Below are 15,204 nucleotides of genomic sequence, written 5' to 3'. Positions count from 1 at the left end.
CAAGCGCCCATTTTTCGCGGGGTACAGACGTGTGTGTTGGGTGTGTTGGGTTTGGCGTCGCGTGCGCGCATACGTGACGTTATTTGCATCATTTAAAGCGCAGGTATTTTTTCTCTATGCGAGGACCTATAAACCCGACAAACCCAACACACTCAGCACACTCTTATTTAATTCATTGTTTTTGAAGGTTTTTAAGTGTGTTGGGTTTGTGTTGGATAGGGCGTTTTGTGTGTTGGGTTCAGATTTCGAGAGGAAAGGGCAGTGATCAAGGAAATCGAAGTGTTGATGGTGCATTGGGGCGAGCAGATGCGAGAGCGCGGCCAGGGCGGCGGCTTGGGCAGCCAGATGGGGGCCATTATCGAATGGGGCGGCGCGCCACCGCGTGGTACGCCGGGTTCTCGGATACTTGGCGGTGCTGGGTGTGGCATTGACCACATCGCAAGCGAAATTGGAGCCGCCGTGGCAGAGCTTGAGCGGTCAGGCCGTGCACCACTGGCACGGCTGGCATTGGAGCGCTATTGCGCCATGGCGACTGTTCGCGATCAGATGAAAGCGGTGGGTATTGCCGAAGGCGCTGATCGGACTTATCGCAACTGGGTAGATCGCCTGCATCAGCAGGTCCTGCTGATTCTCGCACTGCGCAGCGGCTCGACCCGTGGCTATCCGGTCGGCCCCCAAACCAACCGTCACCTGAAGGTCGCAAGCGGTTCCTCGAGAAGGTCTTCAATCCCTCGGGCGCTCTGACCGTTCGTCCGGGTCAGTTGTCGCATTGTGGTCGTATCTTTGTTGTATTGCGGCCACATTTGGCCCAACCGTTAAACAGCCCTTTTCGGTTTTTCCGAACGCCGGTACAACGTGGGCACGATCTGCGATTTGCGCCTGAATCACAGTCAGAGCACCTGCTGTGCATGCTTCACCCAGCCATCCCCAAGGCTGTCACCAACCCCGCTTCGGCGGGGTTTTTAATTTCAGCTCCCCCGGAAGGGTGGCAACCGGATGCGCACCATGCCCGACAAACCAGATACGTGGGCCAGGATCGTGGCGGCCATTTCAAATCCACTGTGGCAGGGCATGATCATGGCCATCGTCGTTTCTCTACTGCGCATCCTCTACGACGCCAAAGAAACCAGTAAGCGCCGGATCCTGTTCGAAGCGCTGATCTGCGGTTCGTTGAGTCTGGTCGCGTCCAGCCTGATTGAGTGGATGACCTGGCCGCCCAGCTTATCGGTAGCGGCAGGTGGAACGATTGGCTTTCTTGGCGTTACGGCCATTCGCGAATTGGTGGCCCGTTTCATTGGCCGGAAGGTGGATTCCCTATGAAGGCTATCGCTGCTGCAATCATCATCGCGCTGGTGGGCGTACTGCTCATCGGCATCCAGCAGTACCGGGTCGTCGCATTGCGCGGCGAAGTGGAAGTGGAAGCCACGGCCAAGAAGAAAGCGCTCGACGCCAACCTCGAAAGCGAGGCCACCATCACCACGTTGCGTGCCGAGGCCCAACGTAATGCAGCCTACCTGAAGGACTTGAATCAACGGATCAAGGCCAGCGAAAACAAAGCCAAACAGGCGAGGAAAGAATTTGAAGACCTCAAGCGCAACAGCAAGCCCGTTCGTGATTGGGCTTCTCAGCCTTTGCCTGACGGCCTGCGCGGCAAAGCCGGTGGTGGTCACAAAAACATCAGCGGTTCGAATCGAACCCCCTGAGTTGATTCCTTGCGAACGCATCAACGCCGATGAGGCTGACCTTCGTTCGAACGGCGACGTCTGGGAACTGAAGGATCAGGCCATCAAGCTACTCGACACCTGCGCCGATCAGGTCGACGCGCAGATCCTGCGCAGCCAAAGCAAGTAGGTCGTGGACCTACCCACGGCAACCCGCGCCCTGGCTCGCGATCTCGGCGTTTCGGGTCGAATGACCTGTTTTGGTGCGCCCCGAGAGAAGGGGGACCCTGGGGGTATTCGGGGTATACGGGGCTGCGGACTCGCGCAACTCGGTTAGCGGACAGTTCACCAGCTTAGTGAACTGCGGTGAACAGGTGAACACCCCGTATTCATTGGGTGAACAGGACATTTCAGCATGACATTGATCAGTAAGTCGGATTTCGCAGCACGGCGCGGCTGGGCCAAATCTTACGTTTCCAAACTGGCAAAGCAGGACCGCTTGGTCCTGACGCCGGACGGGAAGGTGGATCTGGAAGCAACCGAAGCGCTGCTCGCCGACTCTGCCGATCCAAGCAAGGCTGCTGTCGCGGCTCGCCATGAAGAGGGGCGAATTGATCGCGGGGTCTACAGCGAGCTATCGCCGAGCGCCGAAACACCTGCGGCGCAGCCCCCAAACAAAGGCCCGGACTTCCAGAAGTCCAGAGCGCATCGCGAGTATTACCTTGGGCAGTTGGCCGAGGCTGAGTTTCACAAAGTCCAAGGCAACCTCGTTGCGCGCGAAGCGGTAACAAAAGCTGCCTTCACCGCTGGCCGAACCGTGCGGGACTTGATGTTCGGCCTTTCCCCCCAACTGGCTCCCGAGCTGGCTGCCATGACCGACCCTTGGCAAATCGAAAAGCACCTGACGGGCGCGTTTCGCCGGGTCTTTGAGGATGCTGCCCGCATGACAACCGCTGACCTTGAACACGCCATGACCGAGAAATAGACCTATGCCCACTGGATACGCAGACGGTGCCGAGGTGTACCGCGAAGCGTATTGCCGTGGGCTTGAGCCCGACCCGGAACTCTGGGTCGATGAATGGGCCGATGAGTACATGCGTATCCCGCGTGATACCGGTGCCGCAGAGCCTGGCCAATACCGAACGGCCCGCACACCCTATGCCCGCGAGCCCATGCGCTGCCTGTCACCGGCTCACCCCTGCAAACGGGTCGTCACAATGGTGGCGTCGCAGCTGATGAAAACCCAGATTGCGCTGAACTGGATCGGCGCGCTGATTCACATGTCCCCGTCGAACATCTTGACGTTGCTGCCCAGCCTGAGCCTGGCAAAGCGTGTCTCTGCGCGGATCAGCAAGACTATCAATGCGACTCCGGTCCTGCGTGAACGTGTGGCTTCACCGCGCTCGCGGGACGCCCGTAACACCATGGACACCAAAGAGTTTGAAGGTGGCGCGTTGTTCGCCACAACAGCCGGTTCTGCGGCCAACCTTGCTGAACTGTCAGCGCGGTTTGTCTACGGCGATGAAGTGGATCGCTGGGACGTGGATGTCGATGACGAGGGCGATCCAATAGAGCTGGCCGAGACGCGGGGCAGTACCTTCGGGCGCAACGCCAAGTTTTACTTTTCCAGCTCCCCGACCATCAAGGGCGCGTCGCGCATTGATGACCTGTTTTCGACCAGCGACCAGCGTTACTACTATGTGCCATGCCCAACGTGTGGGCACATGCAGACGCTGGAGTGGGAACGCCTGCTGTACTCGCCTGACTTCAGCACCGTGCATTACCAGTGTGCTAGTCCGGACTGCGATGTGCTGATCGAGGAGTTTCACAAGGGCGATATGCTCGCCCGAGGCGAATGGCGCTCACATGCCCAGGGTGATGGTGAGACGGTGGGTTTCCACCTCAACGCGCTGTATGCCCCGCTGGGCTGGCAGAGTTGGCAGTCACTAGCCAAGCAGTACGAGAAAGCCAAAAAGGCTCAGGATCGCGGCGATCTTGAACCGATGCAGGTGTTCTACAACACCCGTCTCGCCAAAGTCTGGGACAGTGCTCAAGAGCAGACCAAAGCTGCTGTTCTGCAAGCAAGAGCGCTGCTGGAAAACTACGTGCTGGGCTCCATGCCCGCTGGCGTCCTATCGCTCACTGCCTCAGTGGACGTTCAGGCCAACCGGCTGGAAATGATGGTGGTCGGCTGGGGCGAAGGGATGGAACGTTGGATCATTGATTTCCAGGTGATCATGGGCGATCCCGCTGATGATCGCACTTGGCTGGTGCTGGATGAAAAGCTCAAAGAGCGCTACCGCCACCCTTGTGGCGTGAGCCTGGCGATTCTGGCAACGGGTGTCGACTCCGGTGGACACCACACACACGAGGTCTATCAGTTCTGCCGCGTTCGACGCTGGCGCAATGTCTTCGCCATCAAAGGCGCGAGCAAGCCCGGCAAGCCGGTTATCGCTCAACGGCCCTCACTGGTGGACGTGACGTGGAAAGGCCAGACCGAACGCAACGGTGCTGAGTTGTGGATGGTCGGTACCGACACGGCAAAGGACTGGATCTACAACCGCTATCAGCTGGAAAGCGGACCCGGCGCGTTGCACTTCGCCAAGGATCTGCCTGCCGACTTCTTTGCGCAGTGCGTTGCCGAGCGCAAGGTCGCCCGGTACGTGAAAGGCTTCAAACGCATTGAGTGGGTCAAGGGCAAGGCGGAACGAAACGAGGCGCTCGATCTGCTGGTGTACAGCCTGGCGATGGCTCATTACTTGGGCCTGCATCGCTACGGCGAGCACGACTGGGGGCGGCTCAAGAATGCCTTGGCCCAAGCCGGTTTGTTTGACGAGGCGGGTCAGTCTACAGCCCCGGTCGCTGAACGTCTGAGCGTTGAGGACCGGCCAGCTCACACGCCTGAACCGCGAGCGCAACCCACGGCTGCAGTCGTTCAGCCGATAGCACGTCCAGCACCACAACCCGCGCAACCCCCGCAACGCCGCGCTTCCACCAGCGGCTATCTGAAGAGACGTTGATATGGCTTACACCCAGAAGCATCTTGATGCCGTCGAGGCAGCGATAGGGCGTGGCGAAAAGATCGTGCGTTACGCAGATCGGACGGTCGAATACCGCTCGGTTGATGAGCTGATCCAGGCTCGCGATCTGATCCGCACCAGCCTGACCAATGCTGCCGGTCCACGCTCGCGGGTTGTCCGCCTATACCACGGGGGCAAAGGACTGTGAGCACTCGTTACCCTACGCTGTCACGTTCAGGCTTTCTGGTGCCGGAACGCATCAAAGCCAGCTATGAAGGCGCTGCCGACGGTCGCCGATCTGCCACGTGGGACGCACCTGATACAGGCGTAAACAGCCTGATCATGCCTGCGCTGCGCAACCTGCGCTCCCGCTCCAGAGCAGCGGTGCGCAACGACCCTTATGCGGCCAATGCCATTGATCGCAGGGTCAGCAACCTGATCGGCACCGGCATCACCCCGCAGCCCAGGATCGCGGACAAGGAATTGCGCCGTATCTTTCAGGAGACGTGGGAGGACTGGGTAGACGAATCCGATGCCGATCAGTTGACCGACTTCTACGGCCAGCAAGCCTTGATCGCCCGGACGGTCGAGCAGTCGGGCGAATGCTTCGTCCGGTTACGACCCAGGCGGATGGACGACGGTCTGGCGGTACCCTTGCAGTTGCAATGCCTGGCACCGGAGTTCGTTCCGCATGACAAGTTTGAGGTGACCAGCACTGGCAACATCATCCGCGCCGGGATCGAATTCAACGGATTCGGCAAGCGGGTGGCCTACTGGTGTTATCGCTCACACCCGAGTGACATGACCTCGATCAACGCCGGTTACAACATGCTGGTGCGTATTCCGGCCAGCCAGATGCTGCACATCTTTGAGCCCGTGGAGCCCGGCCAGCTTCGTGGCGTGCCCAGGCTGGCACCGGTGCTCAAGCGCCTGCGCAGTCTGGACAACTACGACGACGCTGTCCTGTTCCGCCAAGAGGTGGCCAACCTGTTCGCGGGCTTCATCCGTAAGCCCGCTGTTGACGGTCCGCCCATGCTCGACCCGTTGACGGGCGCGCCCATCAAGGTCGGAGCCGATGGCTTCACGCCGATGGTCGCGCTGGAGCCAGGCACGATGCAGGAGTTGCTGCCGGGGGAGGAGGTCGAGTTCTCGACACCGCCCGATGGCGGCAACAACTACCCCGACTTCATGCGGCAGCAACTGATGGCGGCAGCTGCGGGTGCGGGGCTGCCCTATGAGTTGATGACCGGCGACATGCGCGGCGTCAACGACCGCACCATCCGGGTGGTGCTTAACGAGTTTCGTCGGCGTCTGGAGCAGCTGCAGTACAGCGTGTATGTCCACCAACTGTGCCGTCCCGTCCGGGCGGCATGGATGGACATGGCGGTGTTGTCTGGGGCGTTGCAACTGGACGACTACGCCGCACGCCGTCGCGAATACCTGCGCACGCGCTGGGTACCGCAAGGCTGGTCCTACATTCATCCGGTGCAGGACGTGCAATCGAGAACGATGGAAATCAACGCGGGGCTCGCCTCGCGCAGTGAGATGTGCCTGCGCACTGGCACTGATGCCGAAATCGTGGACGAAGAAAACGCCGCCGATGCGGCTCGTGCCCGTGGTCTGGGCCTCAATTACAGCACCTTGTCGGCGTTCGATGAGGATCCCGACGAGAAGGAGAACCCATGAAACCGCTGTTGCCGTTTCGCATTTTCAACAAGGTCCCGGTAGCCCTGGCGGTCGAGGACCAGAACTGGTACCGCATCAAGGCCGAAACCCAGGCCGAGCAGACCACCATCGAGATCTACATCTACGGTGAGATCGGCGGTTGGGGCATCACGGCCAACCAGTTCATTCAGGACTTGAAGGCCATTGATGATGGCGTGTCGCCCATCGTTGCGGCGTTCAACACCATCGGTGGCGATCTGTTCGACGGACTGGCGATTCACAATGCGCTGAACCGGCTGGGTGAGCGCTGCACGGCGCGTATCGATGCGTTGGCTGCCAGTGCCGGGAGTGTTGCCGCGTGTGGCGCACACCGCATGGTCATGGCGTCCAACGCCATGCTCATGATTCACAACCCGTGGACCTACACGGCGGGCGATGCCGAGGACCTGCGCAAGGTCGCCGATGTGCTGGACCAGACGCTGGAAGCCATCATCGCGGCTTACAAGGCCAAGTCGCCGGACATCGACGAGGTCGAGCTGCGACGCATGGTCAACGCTGAAACCTGGCTCACTGCGCCGGAAGCGTTGGCGCTTGGCCTGGCTGACGAGATCGGGGCGGGGGTAGAGGTCAAAGCATGTCTTGGGCAGGGTGCTGCCATACAGCGGTTCCGCCAGACGCCAAAGGCCTTGCTGGATCAGCTCAACGCTGTTGAGCCCGAGCCCGAGCCCGAACCTACTGACCCGCCAACTGATCCTGAACCGGCTGATGCATCCGCCTTGGCGCTGATGATTACGAAAGCCTGCGGCGCGGCGGGCATCAATAACCTGATCGAGCCTTTGATTGCGTCCACCAAGCTTGCCGATCAAGCAACGGTGCAGGCGGCGATCACCCAGGCTAAGGGCGTGCGCGACCTGTGTGTTGCGGCTCGCTTGCCGGAGCTGACCGCCGAATTCGTTAGCGCAGGTCTGGACAAGCAGGCTGTGCAGGCGCGTCTGTTTGAAAAGCTGGTCAGCAGCGGCAAGGGCTTTGAAATCGATAACAGCCTGCCGCTGGAGGACGACCCACCGGCCAAGGTCCAGGCCAAACAACCCGATCACCACGACATCTATGCGGCCCGAAGGGCGGCGCAGGGTGGTAAGAAACCGACCTCAACAGGAGCACGTCCATGACCATCAAAATGGAGCCTATCCATGCCGGTGAATTCCTTCTCTCCGAAGGTCCCGGAAACATCTCGCGAGAGTCGATCAACGTGGCCGCCAGTGAGGCCCTGAATGCGGGCCAACTGCTGGGCTTGGTGACCGCATCGGGTGAGTTCGCCCCTTACGACCCGGCCGCTGAAGACGGCAGCGAGATCGCCACAGCGATTCTTTTTGCACCGCTTCCTGAGTCGGACATCGTTCGTCGTGGTCGCGCCGTGGTGCGCCTGGCCGAGGTCGCTGAAACGCTGCTGACCGGTCTGGATCTGGACGCTGAGAAGGCGCTGGCCAAGCAGTTCATCATCCTTCGCTGATCGATCTATCGGCCACAAACCCCGATTCATTTTCGTTTATCCGACCCCGCCATTTGCGGGGTTTCGTTTTTCTGGAGAATACCCCCATGGCCGATATCGCCATTTTCGACGACGAAGCATTCAGCGTCGCCACGCTTACCGCCGCCATCAACGAGCAACCTTACCTGCCGGGTCGCATCAGCGGCCTCGGTCTGTTTCAGGAAGCGGGCATCACGACTCTGACCGTGCAGATCGAAAAGGACGGCGACACCCTGGCGCTGGTCCCGTCCGGTGAGCGTGGTAGCTCTGGTCTTGTCGTCACCAGCACCAAGCGCCGCATGATTCCGTTCAACACCGTCCACCTGCCTGAGCGCTTCACGATCCGGGCGGATGAGATTCAAGGCATTCGCGCATTCGGTTCACGCACTGAGCTGCAGGCCGTGCAGGATGTAATCAACACCCGGCTGGCCCGTGCCCGCCGTCAGCTTGACGCTACCCACGAGTTCCAGCGCATGGGCGCGCTCAATGGCCAGGTGCTGGATGCGGACGGAAAAACCGTGCTGCTGGATATCTACGCGGCCTTTGGTGTCCAGCGTCAGAGCCTGTCCATGGGCCTGAACGACGCTGGCACGGAACTGCGTGTCAAAGCAGGCGAAGCATTGGACATGCAAGAGGACGCACTCGGCAGCGTAACCAGCACCGGCTCGCGCGCGTTCTGCGGCAAGAACTTCTGGAACAAGCTGATCGTTCACAAGTCGGTCAAAGAGACCTACCTCAACTCGGCGCAGGCGTCGGAGCTACGCGGTGATGCCCGCGAAAGTTTCGAGTTCGGTGGCATCGTGTGGGAGCGCTACCGTGGCAAGGTCGCCGGTATCGCCTTTGTGAATGACGACGAGGCGTTGCTCGTGCCTGAGGGTGTGCCGGACCTGTACATCTCAGCCTTCGCGCCGGCCGATTACATGGAGACCGTCAACACGCAGGGCATACCGTACTACAGCAAGCTGGAAACACTGCCGTTTGGTAAGGGCGTAGCCGGTGAAGCACAGTCCAACCCGCTGCACCTTTGCACTCGACCTCGGGCGCAGATCCGCCTGACGTTGTAGTCATGGCATTCCGTGACTTGATCGAAACCCTGGATGACGCCGTGTTCGATGTGCTGAGCGACACGGCATTTATTGAGGGGCGCGAAGTGTCAGGCATGTTCTCTGCACCCTGGCTGCAACCAAAGCTGGGCCGCATCAATACCGGTCTGCGCGAGCCGCACCTGGTCATTCGTGTCGCAGATTCTGACGGCGTTCATGAGAGACAGCAGGTGCGGGTGGATCTGCCCAAGCCAGACGGCGGTGGGCTGTACACATTGGTTCGTATGGAGCCCGGTGGCGATGGACTGATCACGCTGGTCTTGAGGATTAATCCATGAGTGTTGGCAGCTTCTACAAGCAGTCGGCCAAGGACGGTATGATCACCCTGCAGCCTTCGGCGGCTGACCTGGAAGCGTTCAAGGACTTTGCTGCCGCGGTTCCCAAAGCGGCGGTCGCGGCCCAGCGTCGAGCCATCAACAAGACGCTGCGCTGGTTGCGCACGCACATTGCCAGGGCAGTTGGGCGGCAAGAGCGCATCGCTGTCACGGCCGTACGGCAACGCCTTCGGGCCTACCCGGTCAGCGGTGGCACGATGCGCGGCAAGCTTTGGTTTGGTCTGGATGCCATTTCTGCCAGTCGTATCGGCCGTGCGCGGCAGAGCCGTACCGGCGTATCCGTTGCCGGTCGCCGTTATCAGGGCGCGTTCTTCAAAACGGTTTACGGCGGCAGTCCTGATATCTGGATCCGTACCGCGAGCAAGCACTTTGACTCAGGCGCGTATGCCGAGACAAGGCAAGGCAAACGTCGCTCCGGTTTTATCGAAGAAAACGGCAGCCGCTTCCCGCTGGCCAAAGCCAAGGTATCGCTTGAAGAGGCGAGGCCACACTTCGATAGCTGGGTGAAACGTGCTGATGAGCGCCTGCTGGAGATCCTCAAGCAGGAATTCAATTACGAGCTGCAGAAGTATCTGAAAGGAACTGCCCGTGCCTGACGAAGCTTTCAGTCTGGATTCGCTGTACGAAGCCATTGAGCGACACATCAGGGCCGCGATAGTCGGGCTTGAGTACGTCGGCACCATGCCGGATATGCTTGAGCAGATCGCCGTTCCGGCCTTGCTGATCGAACTGGGTGAGTTTGAGCCAGGCATAGATCAGGGCACCGGAGAAACAGCCCTGATTGCCCGGTTCGAAGCACGGGTAATCGTGGGCTCCGAGCGTGAGCAATGTCAGCAGCAGGCAGCCTTTGCAGCATCGCAGCTTGCTGTCCTGCTGAGGCTGCAAACCTGGGGGCTTGAGGTCGAGCCCGCTGAGTTCGTGAGAGCCGCTCAGGACTGGTCGCGTCCCGAGTTGGATGGCTACGCGGTCTGGGTCGTTGAGTGGACTCAAGGCATCTACCTCGGCGAAGAGGAATGGCCGTGGCCAAATGAGCCACCCGGAACGTTGGTTTTTGCCTTCGACCGAGCTGGAGATAATCATTCGCCCGAGGAGCTGTTATGAGTTTTGCCCTTGCAGAGCACGACCGCATGCTCGCTGGAGTCGTCAAGGACTGCTATGTCGTAGCGTTGGACCTTGCCGCATCACCTCCCGCCTGTCGTGTTTCAGACGGAAACTGGGTGAGTGCCTGGGTTCGCTGGCACAGCATTGCAGCTGGCAAGGCGCGCCATTGGCGGGCACCGTCAATGAACGAGCAGGGCACCTTGATCAGCGCAAGCGGTGACGTGTCCCAAGGCACGTTCATTCCTGGGCTTTACGGCAATGCCGGTAGCCAGCCTGATAACCGCGATCACGTGGAAGTCTGGCGCTTCGACGATGGCGGTTCCCTGATCTACGACTGGCAGGCCAACACCTACACAATTGATCTGCCCTCTGGAACTGTGACTGTCACAGTCGGAGCCAGCTCGGCCGTTGTGACCGACGACTCTATCAGTGCGACCTCCGGAACGATCACTGCCAAGGCAGCCACGATCACGCTGGATGGCAACGTCACGATCAGCGGAACGCTCGCCGTAGTCGGTGATATCCATGGCGGCGGGCAGATTATCGACACGGGTGGCAACACCCCGAACCACAAGCACTGACCCGGCCCGCACTGCGGGCTTTTTAATGTCTGGAGATTATTCGATGGCGACAGTGAAAGGCGACAAGGCTTCTGGTGATGAGCCGGCCGTACAAGCAAATCAGGTCACACCTGCGACTGCATCCGTAGCTGATGCCGTTTCACCTCCCGTGCCCCCGGTGGCGGTTCGGACCTACCGTGACACGCTGTACACCTCCCGCACGCTTATCCTGCCGGATGACCGCACGCTGGCGGTCGCCAGAGGCATTGTCACCGCGCTGGCAGATGACGCGGTCGCGGTGCAGTGTCTGAGCACGCATCCCGACCTTGAGTCGTTGGAGTAAGTCATGATCGGAATGGATCGCCGAACCGGTCAGCCCGTCTCCGGCCTGGCGCATCTGCGGCAGTCCATCGAAGACATCCTCACGACACCGATTGGCAGCCGCCGCATGCTGCCAGAGTACGGCAGCAAGATCAGGCGATTCGTGGACCTGCCCGTCAACGATGGTTGGAAGAGCGCAGTGCAGGCCGAGGTCGCAAGATCGCTTTCACGCTGGGAGCCGCGCCTGCGCCTTGAGCGGGTGAGGGTGATTGCCGTTCTGAACGGACAGGTCACCTTGCAATTGACAGGCACCTACCTCGGTGACAACGCAGTATTGGAGGTAACGGCATGAGCCTGATCGAATTGTCGGCGCTGCCCGCGCCGCAGGTGCTCGAAGATCTGGACTTTGAAGAGGTTTATCAGGGAGAACTGAGCGCATTTCGTGAGTACATGGGTGATAACTGGAGCGCCTTGCTGGAAAGTGACCCGGTGACAAAACTGCTTGAACTGGGCGCTTATCGACGGCTTCAGAACCGCGCCCGTGTCAACGATGCGGCCAAGGCTCTGCTGCTGGCCTATGCCCGAAAAGCGGATCTCGATCAGTTGGCAGCCAACGTCAATCTCAGGCGTCTGGAGATTCAGGCAGCAGATCCGAACGCCGTGCCGCCTACCGCTGCGGTCATGGAAGAAGATGACGCCCTACAGGAGCGTGTCCAGCTGGCCTATGAAGGGCTCACCACGGCGGGGCCACGAAACAGCTATATCCTGCATGCGCGCAACGCCTCGGCGCTGGTGGCCGATGCTACAGCCGAGAGTCCTTCTCCAGCGGTGGTGGTCGTCACGGTGCTCGCACTGGAAGGCAGCGGTGTGGCAAGTGCGGATCTGCTGGAGACCGTTCGGCTCAATCTCAGTGACGAAGATGTACGCCCGCTGGGTGACCGCCTGACAGTGCAGAGCGCCGAGATCTTACATTATCGGATCGATGCCGTTGTTCACATGGTCGGCAGCGGTCCTGAAACCGAGGCGACTCTGGCCGAATGCAAAAGCCGTCTGCAGTCTTGGATCAATCCCAGAAGACGGCTTGGCCTTGAGGTCGCCCGGTCCGGCGTTGATGCCCAACTGCACATTAGCGGTGTCAGCCGGATTGATCTGCAGGGCTGGATCGATATCCGTCCGACGAAGGCGCAGGCAGCCTGGTGCGAAGCATTCACTGTGACGCGGGGGAGTTGAGATGACCAGCTTGCTCCCCCTCAACAGCACCCCGCTGGAGCGCGCCATTGAAGCGGCTACGGATGAAGTCACCCAGACTCCATTGCGCACGTTGTACAACCCGCAGACCTGTCCTGCACACCTGCTGTACCACCTTGCCTGGGCTTGGTCCGTCGACCGTTGGGATGATGAATGGTCCGAGCCGGTGAAGCGTGCAGCTATTGCCGCTTCGTTTTTCATCCATGCACGCAAGGGCACCATTGGAGCAATCCGCCGTGTGGTCGAGCCCTTGGGTTATCTGATTGACGTGCTGGAGTGGTGGGAGACCGTGCCGCAGGGCACACCGGGGACCTTTGCGTTGAAAGTCGGCGTGCTGGATACCGGTATTACCGAAGAGATGTATCAAGAGCTGACCGCCCTGATTGACGACGCCAAGCCGGTCAGTCGGCACATGCGGGAGCTGGCTATAAGCCTGGAAACGACCGGCAGGTTTTACATGGCCTTGTCGGTTTCCGAAGGCGATGAAATCGATGTTTACCCTCCTGTGCAGCGTGACATCGATGTCACGGGTTTTGTAGGACTGGGTGGACGTGAAACCACTATCGATACTCTGGATGTCTTCGCATGATCGATCAGACTTCGCAATTCTTTGCCATCTTGACCAACATCGGTGCTGCCAAACAGGCGAACGCCGATGCGTTGGGCATCGCATGGAAAATTGCACAAATGGGCGTCGGGGATGCAAACGGGGCTGATCCTGTTCCGGATGCCTCGCAGAAAAAACTGATTAACGAGCGACGTCGAGCGCCGCTCAATCAGCTCAAGGTTGACCCTGCCAATAACGCAATCATCATCGCCGAGCAGGTCATCCCTGCTGAAGTGGGCGGGTTCTGGATTCGTGAAATCGCCTTGTACGACTCCGATGGTGACATGGTCGCGGTCGCAAACTGTGCGCCATCATACAAACCGGCGTTGACTCAAGGGTCCGGTCGTACCCAGATAGTTCGTATCAACCTGCTGGTCAGCAATACCAGCAACGTTGAGCTGAAAATTGATCCTTCTGTGGTGCTGGCAACACGTGCTTACGTTGACGGTAAAGTAGCCGACAAACTCAACAGGCTCGATCACAAGCAGTCGGTACGGGTTGCGACCTCGACAGACATCAAATTGTCCGGTCTGCAAACCGTGGACGGCATTGAGCTTGTCGACGGTGATCGCGTCCTGGTCAAGTCGCAGACCGCTGGAAAAGAGAATGGCCTGTACACGGTAGTTGCCAGCGGCAACTGGCTGCGCTCGCAAGATGCAGACAGTGATCCTGAAGTCACTGCCGCGCTTATTGTTTCTGTGGAAGAGGGGACTTTGCTGGCCGATACAATCTGGCAACTGCTTACAGGAGGACAGATTCGTGTCGGAACAACCCCGTTGGTTTTCCAGAACATTACGGCGGGCTTTGCCCCGTTGCTGTCCCCGGCTCTGTTGGGCACACCTACGGTGCCCACGCCTGCGGTAGTTGCCAACAACAAGTTGGCCGCCAACACCGAATTTGTGCAGGCCGCGCTGGCGGCTGGGCTTTCGCAAAAGCTCAGCTTGTCCGGAGGACAACTCAAGGGCAAGTTGAAGGCTAAGGTAGGCGCGGCCAATGCGGGCAATACAAACGACAGTGGTTTTGTGTTTGATGACGATACCGGCCTGTTCAGTCCCACGGACGGCACCTTGCAGTTGGCAGCCAACGGCGAAGTCATCTTCCAGCATTCCGCAGGTGGCGCAGCACAGTTCTTCCGTGGTGTGAGGGTGCCCAAAGGCCCTCCCAATACAGAGGATAACTCATCAGTGGCGGGGTATACGTTCGCCGAGGACGGTGACAGTGGAATGTTTGCAGAGGGTGGAGGGCAGAACTCCGGTTCCGATTTGGTTTTTCGAATCGATAAGGTTGAGGCTGGCCGTATCAAAGCGCAGATGAAGTCCGGAGCACAATCGGGATGGACCCGATTGTTGAGCGGAAAAATATTTCAATGGACGCAGATTTCATTCACTCCCGTAGCAGGGGCTTCAATGGCCTGGACTGCGGTTCTCCCAACCAGTTTTCTAAACGCATGTCATCAGGCGTTCGCGATCCAGGGGAACGGTGCCGGGGTCAACAAGTTTCAAATTACCACGGAGGGACTTGGCCTCGGGTCCGTCAACGGCTTTGCCTTCAGTGAGGATACGGGTGCGCGCATTATTCGTGTTTGGGCCATAGGTGAATAAATGAACAACTACTGGAGTGCTTCGCTGGGTGCTTTTTGTCGCCCTGACATCCTGGGTAACGATATGCCTGACGACGCTGTGGAAGTGTCAGAGCAGGACTATTCGATGTTGCTGGGCGGACAGGGCGAGGGCCAGCTCATTGTCACGGGAGCGGCTGGCTTCCCGATCCTCGAAGATCCGCCCCCGGCCAGTGACGAACAACTGAGACAGGGCGCTCGCTACTGGCGCGACCAGTGGCTTGCAACCACCGACCCACTAATCGTGCGTCACCGCGACGAAAAGGAAGCTAAGCGCGCGACCACGCTGAATGATGATCAGTACTCAACACTTCAAGCCTGGCGGCTGGATCTTCGCGACTGGCCGCAGTTACCTGCATTCCCAAGCGCAGAGAGTCGCCCCCAGCCTCCTGACTGGGTGTCGGCGCTCGTCTAAGCGCTCGCCCGTTACGCATAAC

Annotated in this window: 21 protein-coding genes; all 21 read left to right on the top strand. The window is 59.5% G+C overall.

Annotation, left to right across the window (positions count from 1 at the left end; translation table 11 throughout):
- Positions 1–261 precede the first annotated feature (261 nt).
- The 21 genes from AO068_RS01145 to AO068_RS01050 all read left to right on the top strand — a co-directional run bounded on the left by AO068_RS01145 (position 262) and on the right by AO068_RS01050 (position 15,182).
- Positions 262–744: a hypothetical protein gene (locus AO068_RS01145; protein WP_058407416.1), complete on the top strand. Its 483-nt coding sequence runs from the start codon at positions 262–264 to the stop codon at positions 742–744.
- Positions 745–996: 252 nt separating this feature from the next.
- Positions 997–1,320 carry a phage holin, lambda family gene (locus AO068_RS01140; protein ID WP_003377395.1) on the top strand — a complete coding sequence of 108 codons (324 nt, stop codon included), beginning with the start codon at positions 997–999 and terminating at the stop codon, positions 1,318–1,320.
- The gene (locus AO068_RS01135; RefSeq protein ID WP_058407415.1) at positions 1,317–1,703 is read left to right on the top strand and encodes a hypothetical protein; all 387 of its coding nucleotides are present in this window, start codon (positions 1,317–1,319) and stop codon (positions 1,701–1,703) included. Before AO068_RS01140 ends, AO068_RS01135 begins: the two co-directional genes overlap by 4 nt.
- Entirely contained in the window at positions 1,663–1,851 is a 189-nt protein-coding gene (locus AO068_RS28965) for a hypothetical protein (RefSeq protein WP_004663048.1), read from the top strand. Before AO068_RS01135 ends, AO068_RS28965 begins: the two co-directional genes overlap by 41 nt.
- Positions 1,852–2,076: 225 nt before the next feature.
- Positions 2,077–2,646, top strand: coding sequence for a hypothetical protein (locus AO068_RS01130; RefSeq protein ID WP_058407414.1), 570 nt, complete (start codon positions 2,077–2,079; stop codon positions 2,644–2,646).
- Positions 2,647–2,650: 4 nt separating this feature from the next.
- Complete coding sequence (locus tag AO068_RS01125; RefSeq protein WP_058407413.1) at positions 2,651–4,681, top strand: phage terminase large subunit family protein; 2,031 nt, start codon at positions 2,651–2,653, stop codon at positions 4,679–4,681.
- Between the two features lies 1 nt (position 4,682).
- Positions 4,683–4,889 (top strand): phage head-tail joining protein, encoded by a 207-nt coding sequence (locus tag AO068_RS01120; protein WP_003377401.1) that lies wholly within the window; start codon positions 4,683–4,685, stop codon positions 4,887–4,889.
- A complete protein-coding gene (locus tag AO068_RS01115) occupies positions 4,886–6,367 on the top strand; it encodes a phage portal protein (protein WP_003377402.1) in 1,482 nt (493 codons plus the stop codon). Before AO068_RS01120 ends, AO068_RS01115 begins: the two co-directional genes overlap by 4 nt.
- A complete protein-coding gene (locus AO068_RS01110; RefSeq protein ID WP_058407412.1) occupies positions 6,364–7,515 on the top strand; it encodes a head maturation protease, ClpP-related in 1,152 nt (383 codons plus the stop codon). The genes AO068_RS01115 and AO068_RS01110 overlap by 4 nt, the downstream gene beginning before the upstream one ends.
- A complete protein-coding gene (locus tag AO068_RS01105; RefSeq protein WP_024683901.1) occupies positions 7,512–7,856 on the top strand; it encodes a head decoration protein in 345 nt (114 codons plus the stop codon). The genes AO068_RS01110 and AO068_RS01105 overlap by 4 nt, the downstream gene beginning before the upstream one ends.
- 86 nt (positions 7,857–7,942) lie before the next feature.
- Positions 7,943–8,938 (top strand): major capsid protein, encoded by a 996-nt coding sequence (locus AO068_RS01100; RefSeq protein ID WP_058407411.1) that lies wholly within the window; start codon positions 7,943–7,945, stop codon positions 8,936–8,938.
- Between the two features lie 2 nt (positions 8,939–8,940).
- Complete coding sequence (locus tag AO068_RS01095) at positions 8,941–9,255, top strand: head-tail joining protein (protein WP_058407410.1); 315 nt, start codon at positions 8,941–8,943, stop codon at positions 9,253–9,255.
- Positions 9,252–9,908: a hypothetical protein gene (locus AO068_RS01090; protein ID WP_058407409.1), complete on the top strand. Its 657-nt coding sequence runs from the start codon at positions 9,252–9,254 to the stop codon at positions 9,906–9,908. Before AO068_RS01095 ends, AO068_RS01090 begins: the two co-directional genes overlap by 4 nt.
- Positions 9,901–10,413 (top strand): hypothetical protein, encoded by a 513-nt coding sequence (locus AO068_RS01085; RefSeq protein ID WP_058407408.1) that lies wholly within the window; start codon positions 9,901–9,903, stop codon positions 10,411–10,413. Before AO068_RS01090 ends, AO068_RS01085 begins: the two co-directional genes overlap by 8 nt.
- On the top strand, positions 10,410–10,994 hold the full coding sequence (locus AO068_RS01080; protein ID WP_058407407.1) for a phage baseplate assembly protein V: 585 nt from the start codon (positions 10,410–10,412) through the stop codon (positions 10,992–10,994). Before AO068_RS01085 ends, AO068_RS01080 begins: the two co-directional genes overlap by 4 nt.
- 43 nt (positions 10,995–11,037) lie before the next feature.
- Complete coding sequence (locus AO068_RS01075) at positions 11,038–11,316, top strand: hypothetical protein (RefSeq protein ID WP_058407406.1); 279 nt, start codon at positions 11,038–11,040, stop codon at positions 11,314–11,316.
- Positions 11,317–11,319: 3 nt separating this feature from the next.
- Positions 11,320–11,646 carry a GPW/gp25 family protein gene (locus tag AO068_RS01070; RefSeq protein WP_004407126.1) on the top strand — a complete coding sequence of 109 codons (327 nt, stop codon included), beginning with the start codon at positions 11,320–11,322 and terminating at the stop codon, positions 11,644–11,646.
- Positions 11,643–12,524: a baseplate assembly protein gene (locus AO068_RS01065; protein WP_058407405.1), complete on the top strand. Its 882-nt coding sequence runs from the start codon at positions 11,643–11,645 to the stop codon at positions 12,522–12,524. The genes AO068_RS01070 and AO068_RS01065 overlap by 4 nt, the downstream gene beginning before the upstream one ends.
- Position 12,525: 1 nt before the next feature.
- Complete coding sequence (locus tag AO068_RS01060; protein ID WP_058407404.1) at positions 12,526–13,131, top strand: phage tail protein I; 606 nt, start codon at positions 12,526–12,528, stop codon at positions 13,129–13,131.
- Positions 13,128–14,750, top strand: coding sequence for a phage tail protein (locus AO068_RS01055; RefSeq protein WP_058407403.1), 1,623 nt, complete (start codon positions 13,128–13,130; stop codon positions 14,748–14,750). Before AO068_RS01060 ends, AO068_RS01055 begins: the two co-directional genes overlap by 4 nt.
- Complete coding sequence (locus tag AO068_RS01050) at positions 14,751–15,182, top strand: hypothetical protein (protein WP_020313284.1); 432 nt, start codon at positions 14,751–14,753, stop codon at positions 15,180–15,182.
- Positions 15,183–15,204: the final 22 nt, after the last annotated feature.

Origin of the sequence: Pseudomonas sp. ICMP 3272, assembly GCF_001466905.1 — a bacterium.
GTDB lineage: Bacteria > Pseudomonadota > Gammaproteobacteria > Pseudomonadales > Pseudomonadaceae > Aquipseudomonas > Aquipseudomonas amygdali.
The sequence above is the reverse complement of the archived record's forward strand: the minus strand, read 5'-3'. Positions and strand labels throughout refer to the sequence as shown.

Coding starts and splice junctions, on each gene's coding strand:
- AO068_RS01140 (WP_003377395.1), top strand. CDS start 997: ATGCGCACCATGCCCGACAAACCAGATACGTGGGCCAGGATCGTGGCG.
- AO068_RS01050 (WP_020313284.1), top strand. CDS start 14,751: ATGAACAACTACTGGAGTGCTTCGCTGGGTGCTTTTTGTCGCCCTGAC.
- AO068_RS01090 (WP_058407409.1), top strand. CDS start 9,252: ATGAGTGTTGGCAGCTTCTACAAGCAGTCGGCCAAGGACGGTATGATC.
- AO068_RS01065 (WP_058407405.1), top strand. CDS start 11,643: ATGAGCCTGATCGAATTGTCGGCGCTGCCCGCGCCGCAGGTGCTCGAA.
- AO068_RS01070 (WP_004407126.1), top strand. CDS start 11,320: ATGATCGGAATGGATCGCCGAACCGGTCAGCCCGTCTCCGGCCTGGCG.
- AO068_RS01095 (WP_058407410.1), top strand. CDS start 8,941: ATGGCATTCCGTGACTTGATCGAAACCCTGGATGACGCCGTGTTCGAT.
- AO068_RS01125 (WP_058407413.1), top strand. CDS start 2,651: ATGCCCACTGGATACGCAGACGGTGCCGAGGTGTACCGCGAAGCGTAT.
- AO068_RS01105 (WP_024683901.1), top strand. CDS start 7,512: ATGACCATCAAAATGGAGCCTATCCATGCCGGTGAATTCCTTCTCTCC.
- AO068_RS01055 (WP_058407403.1), top strand. CDS start 13,128: ATGATCGATCAGACTTCGCAATTCTTTGCCATCTTGACCAACATCGGT.
- AO068_RS01135 (WP_058407415.1), top strand. CDS start 1,317: ATGAAGGCTATCGCTGCTGCAATCATCATCGCGCTGGTGGGCGTACTG.
- AO068_RS01100 (WP_058407411.1), top strand. CDS start 7,943: ATGGCCGATATCGCCATTTTCGACGACGAAGCATTCAGCGTCGCCACG.
- AO068_RS01075 (WP_058407406.1), top strand. CDS start 11,038: ATGGCGACAGTGAAAGGCGACAAGGCTTCTGGTGATGAGCCGGCCGTA.
- AO068_RS01080 (WP_058407407.1), top strand. CDS start 10,410: ATGAGTTTTGCCCTTGCAGAGCACGACCGCATGCTCGCTGGAGTCGTC.
- AO068_RS01130 (WP_058407414.1), top strand. CDS start 2,077: ATGACATTGATCAGTAAGTCGGATTTCGCAGCACGGCGCGGCTGGGCC.
- AO068_RS01110 (WP_058407412.1), top strand. CDS start 6,364: ATGAAACCGCTGTTGCCGTTTCGCATTTTCAACAAGGTCCCGGTAGCC.
- AO068_RS01120 (WP_003377401.1), top strand. CDS start 4,683: ATGGCTTACACCCAGAAGCATCTTGATGCCGTCGAGGCAGCGATAGGG.
- AO068_RS01060 (WP_058407404.1), top strand. CDS start 12,526: ATGACCAGCTTGCTCCCCCTCAACAGCACCCCGCTGGAGCGCGCCATT.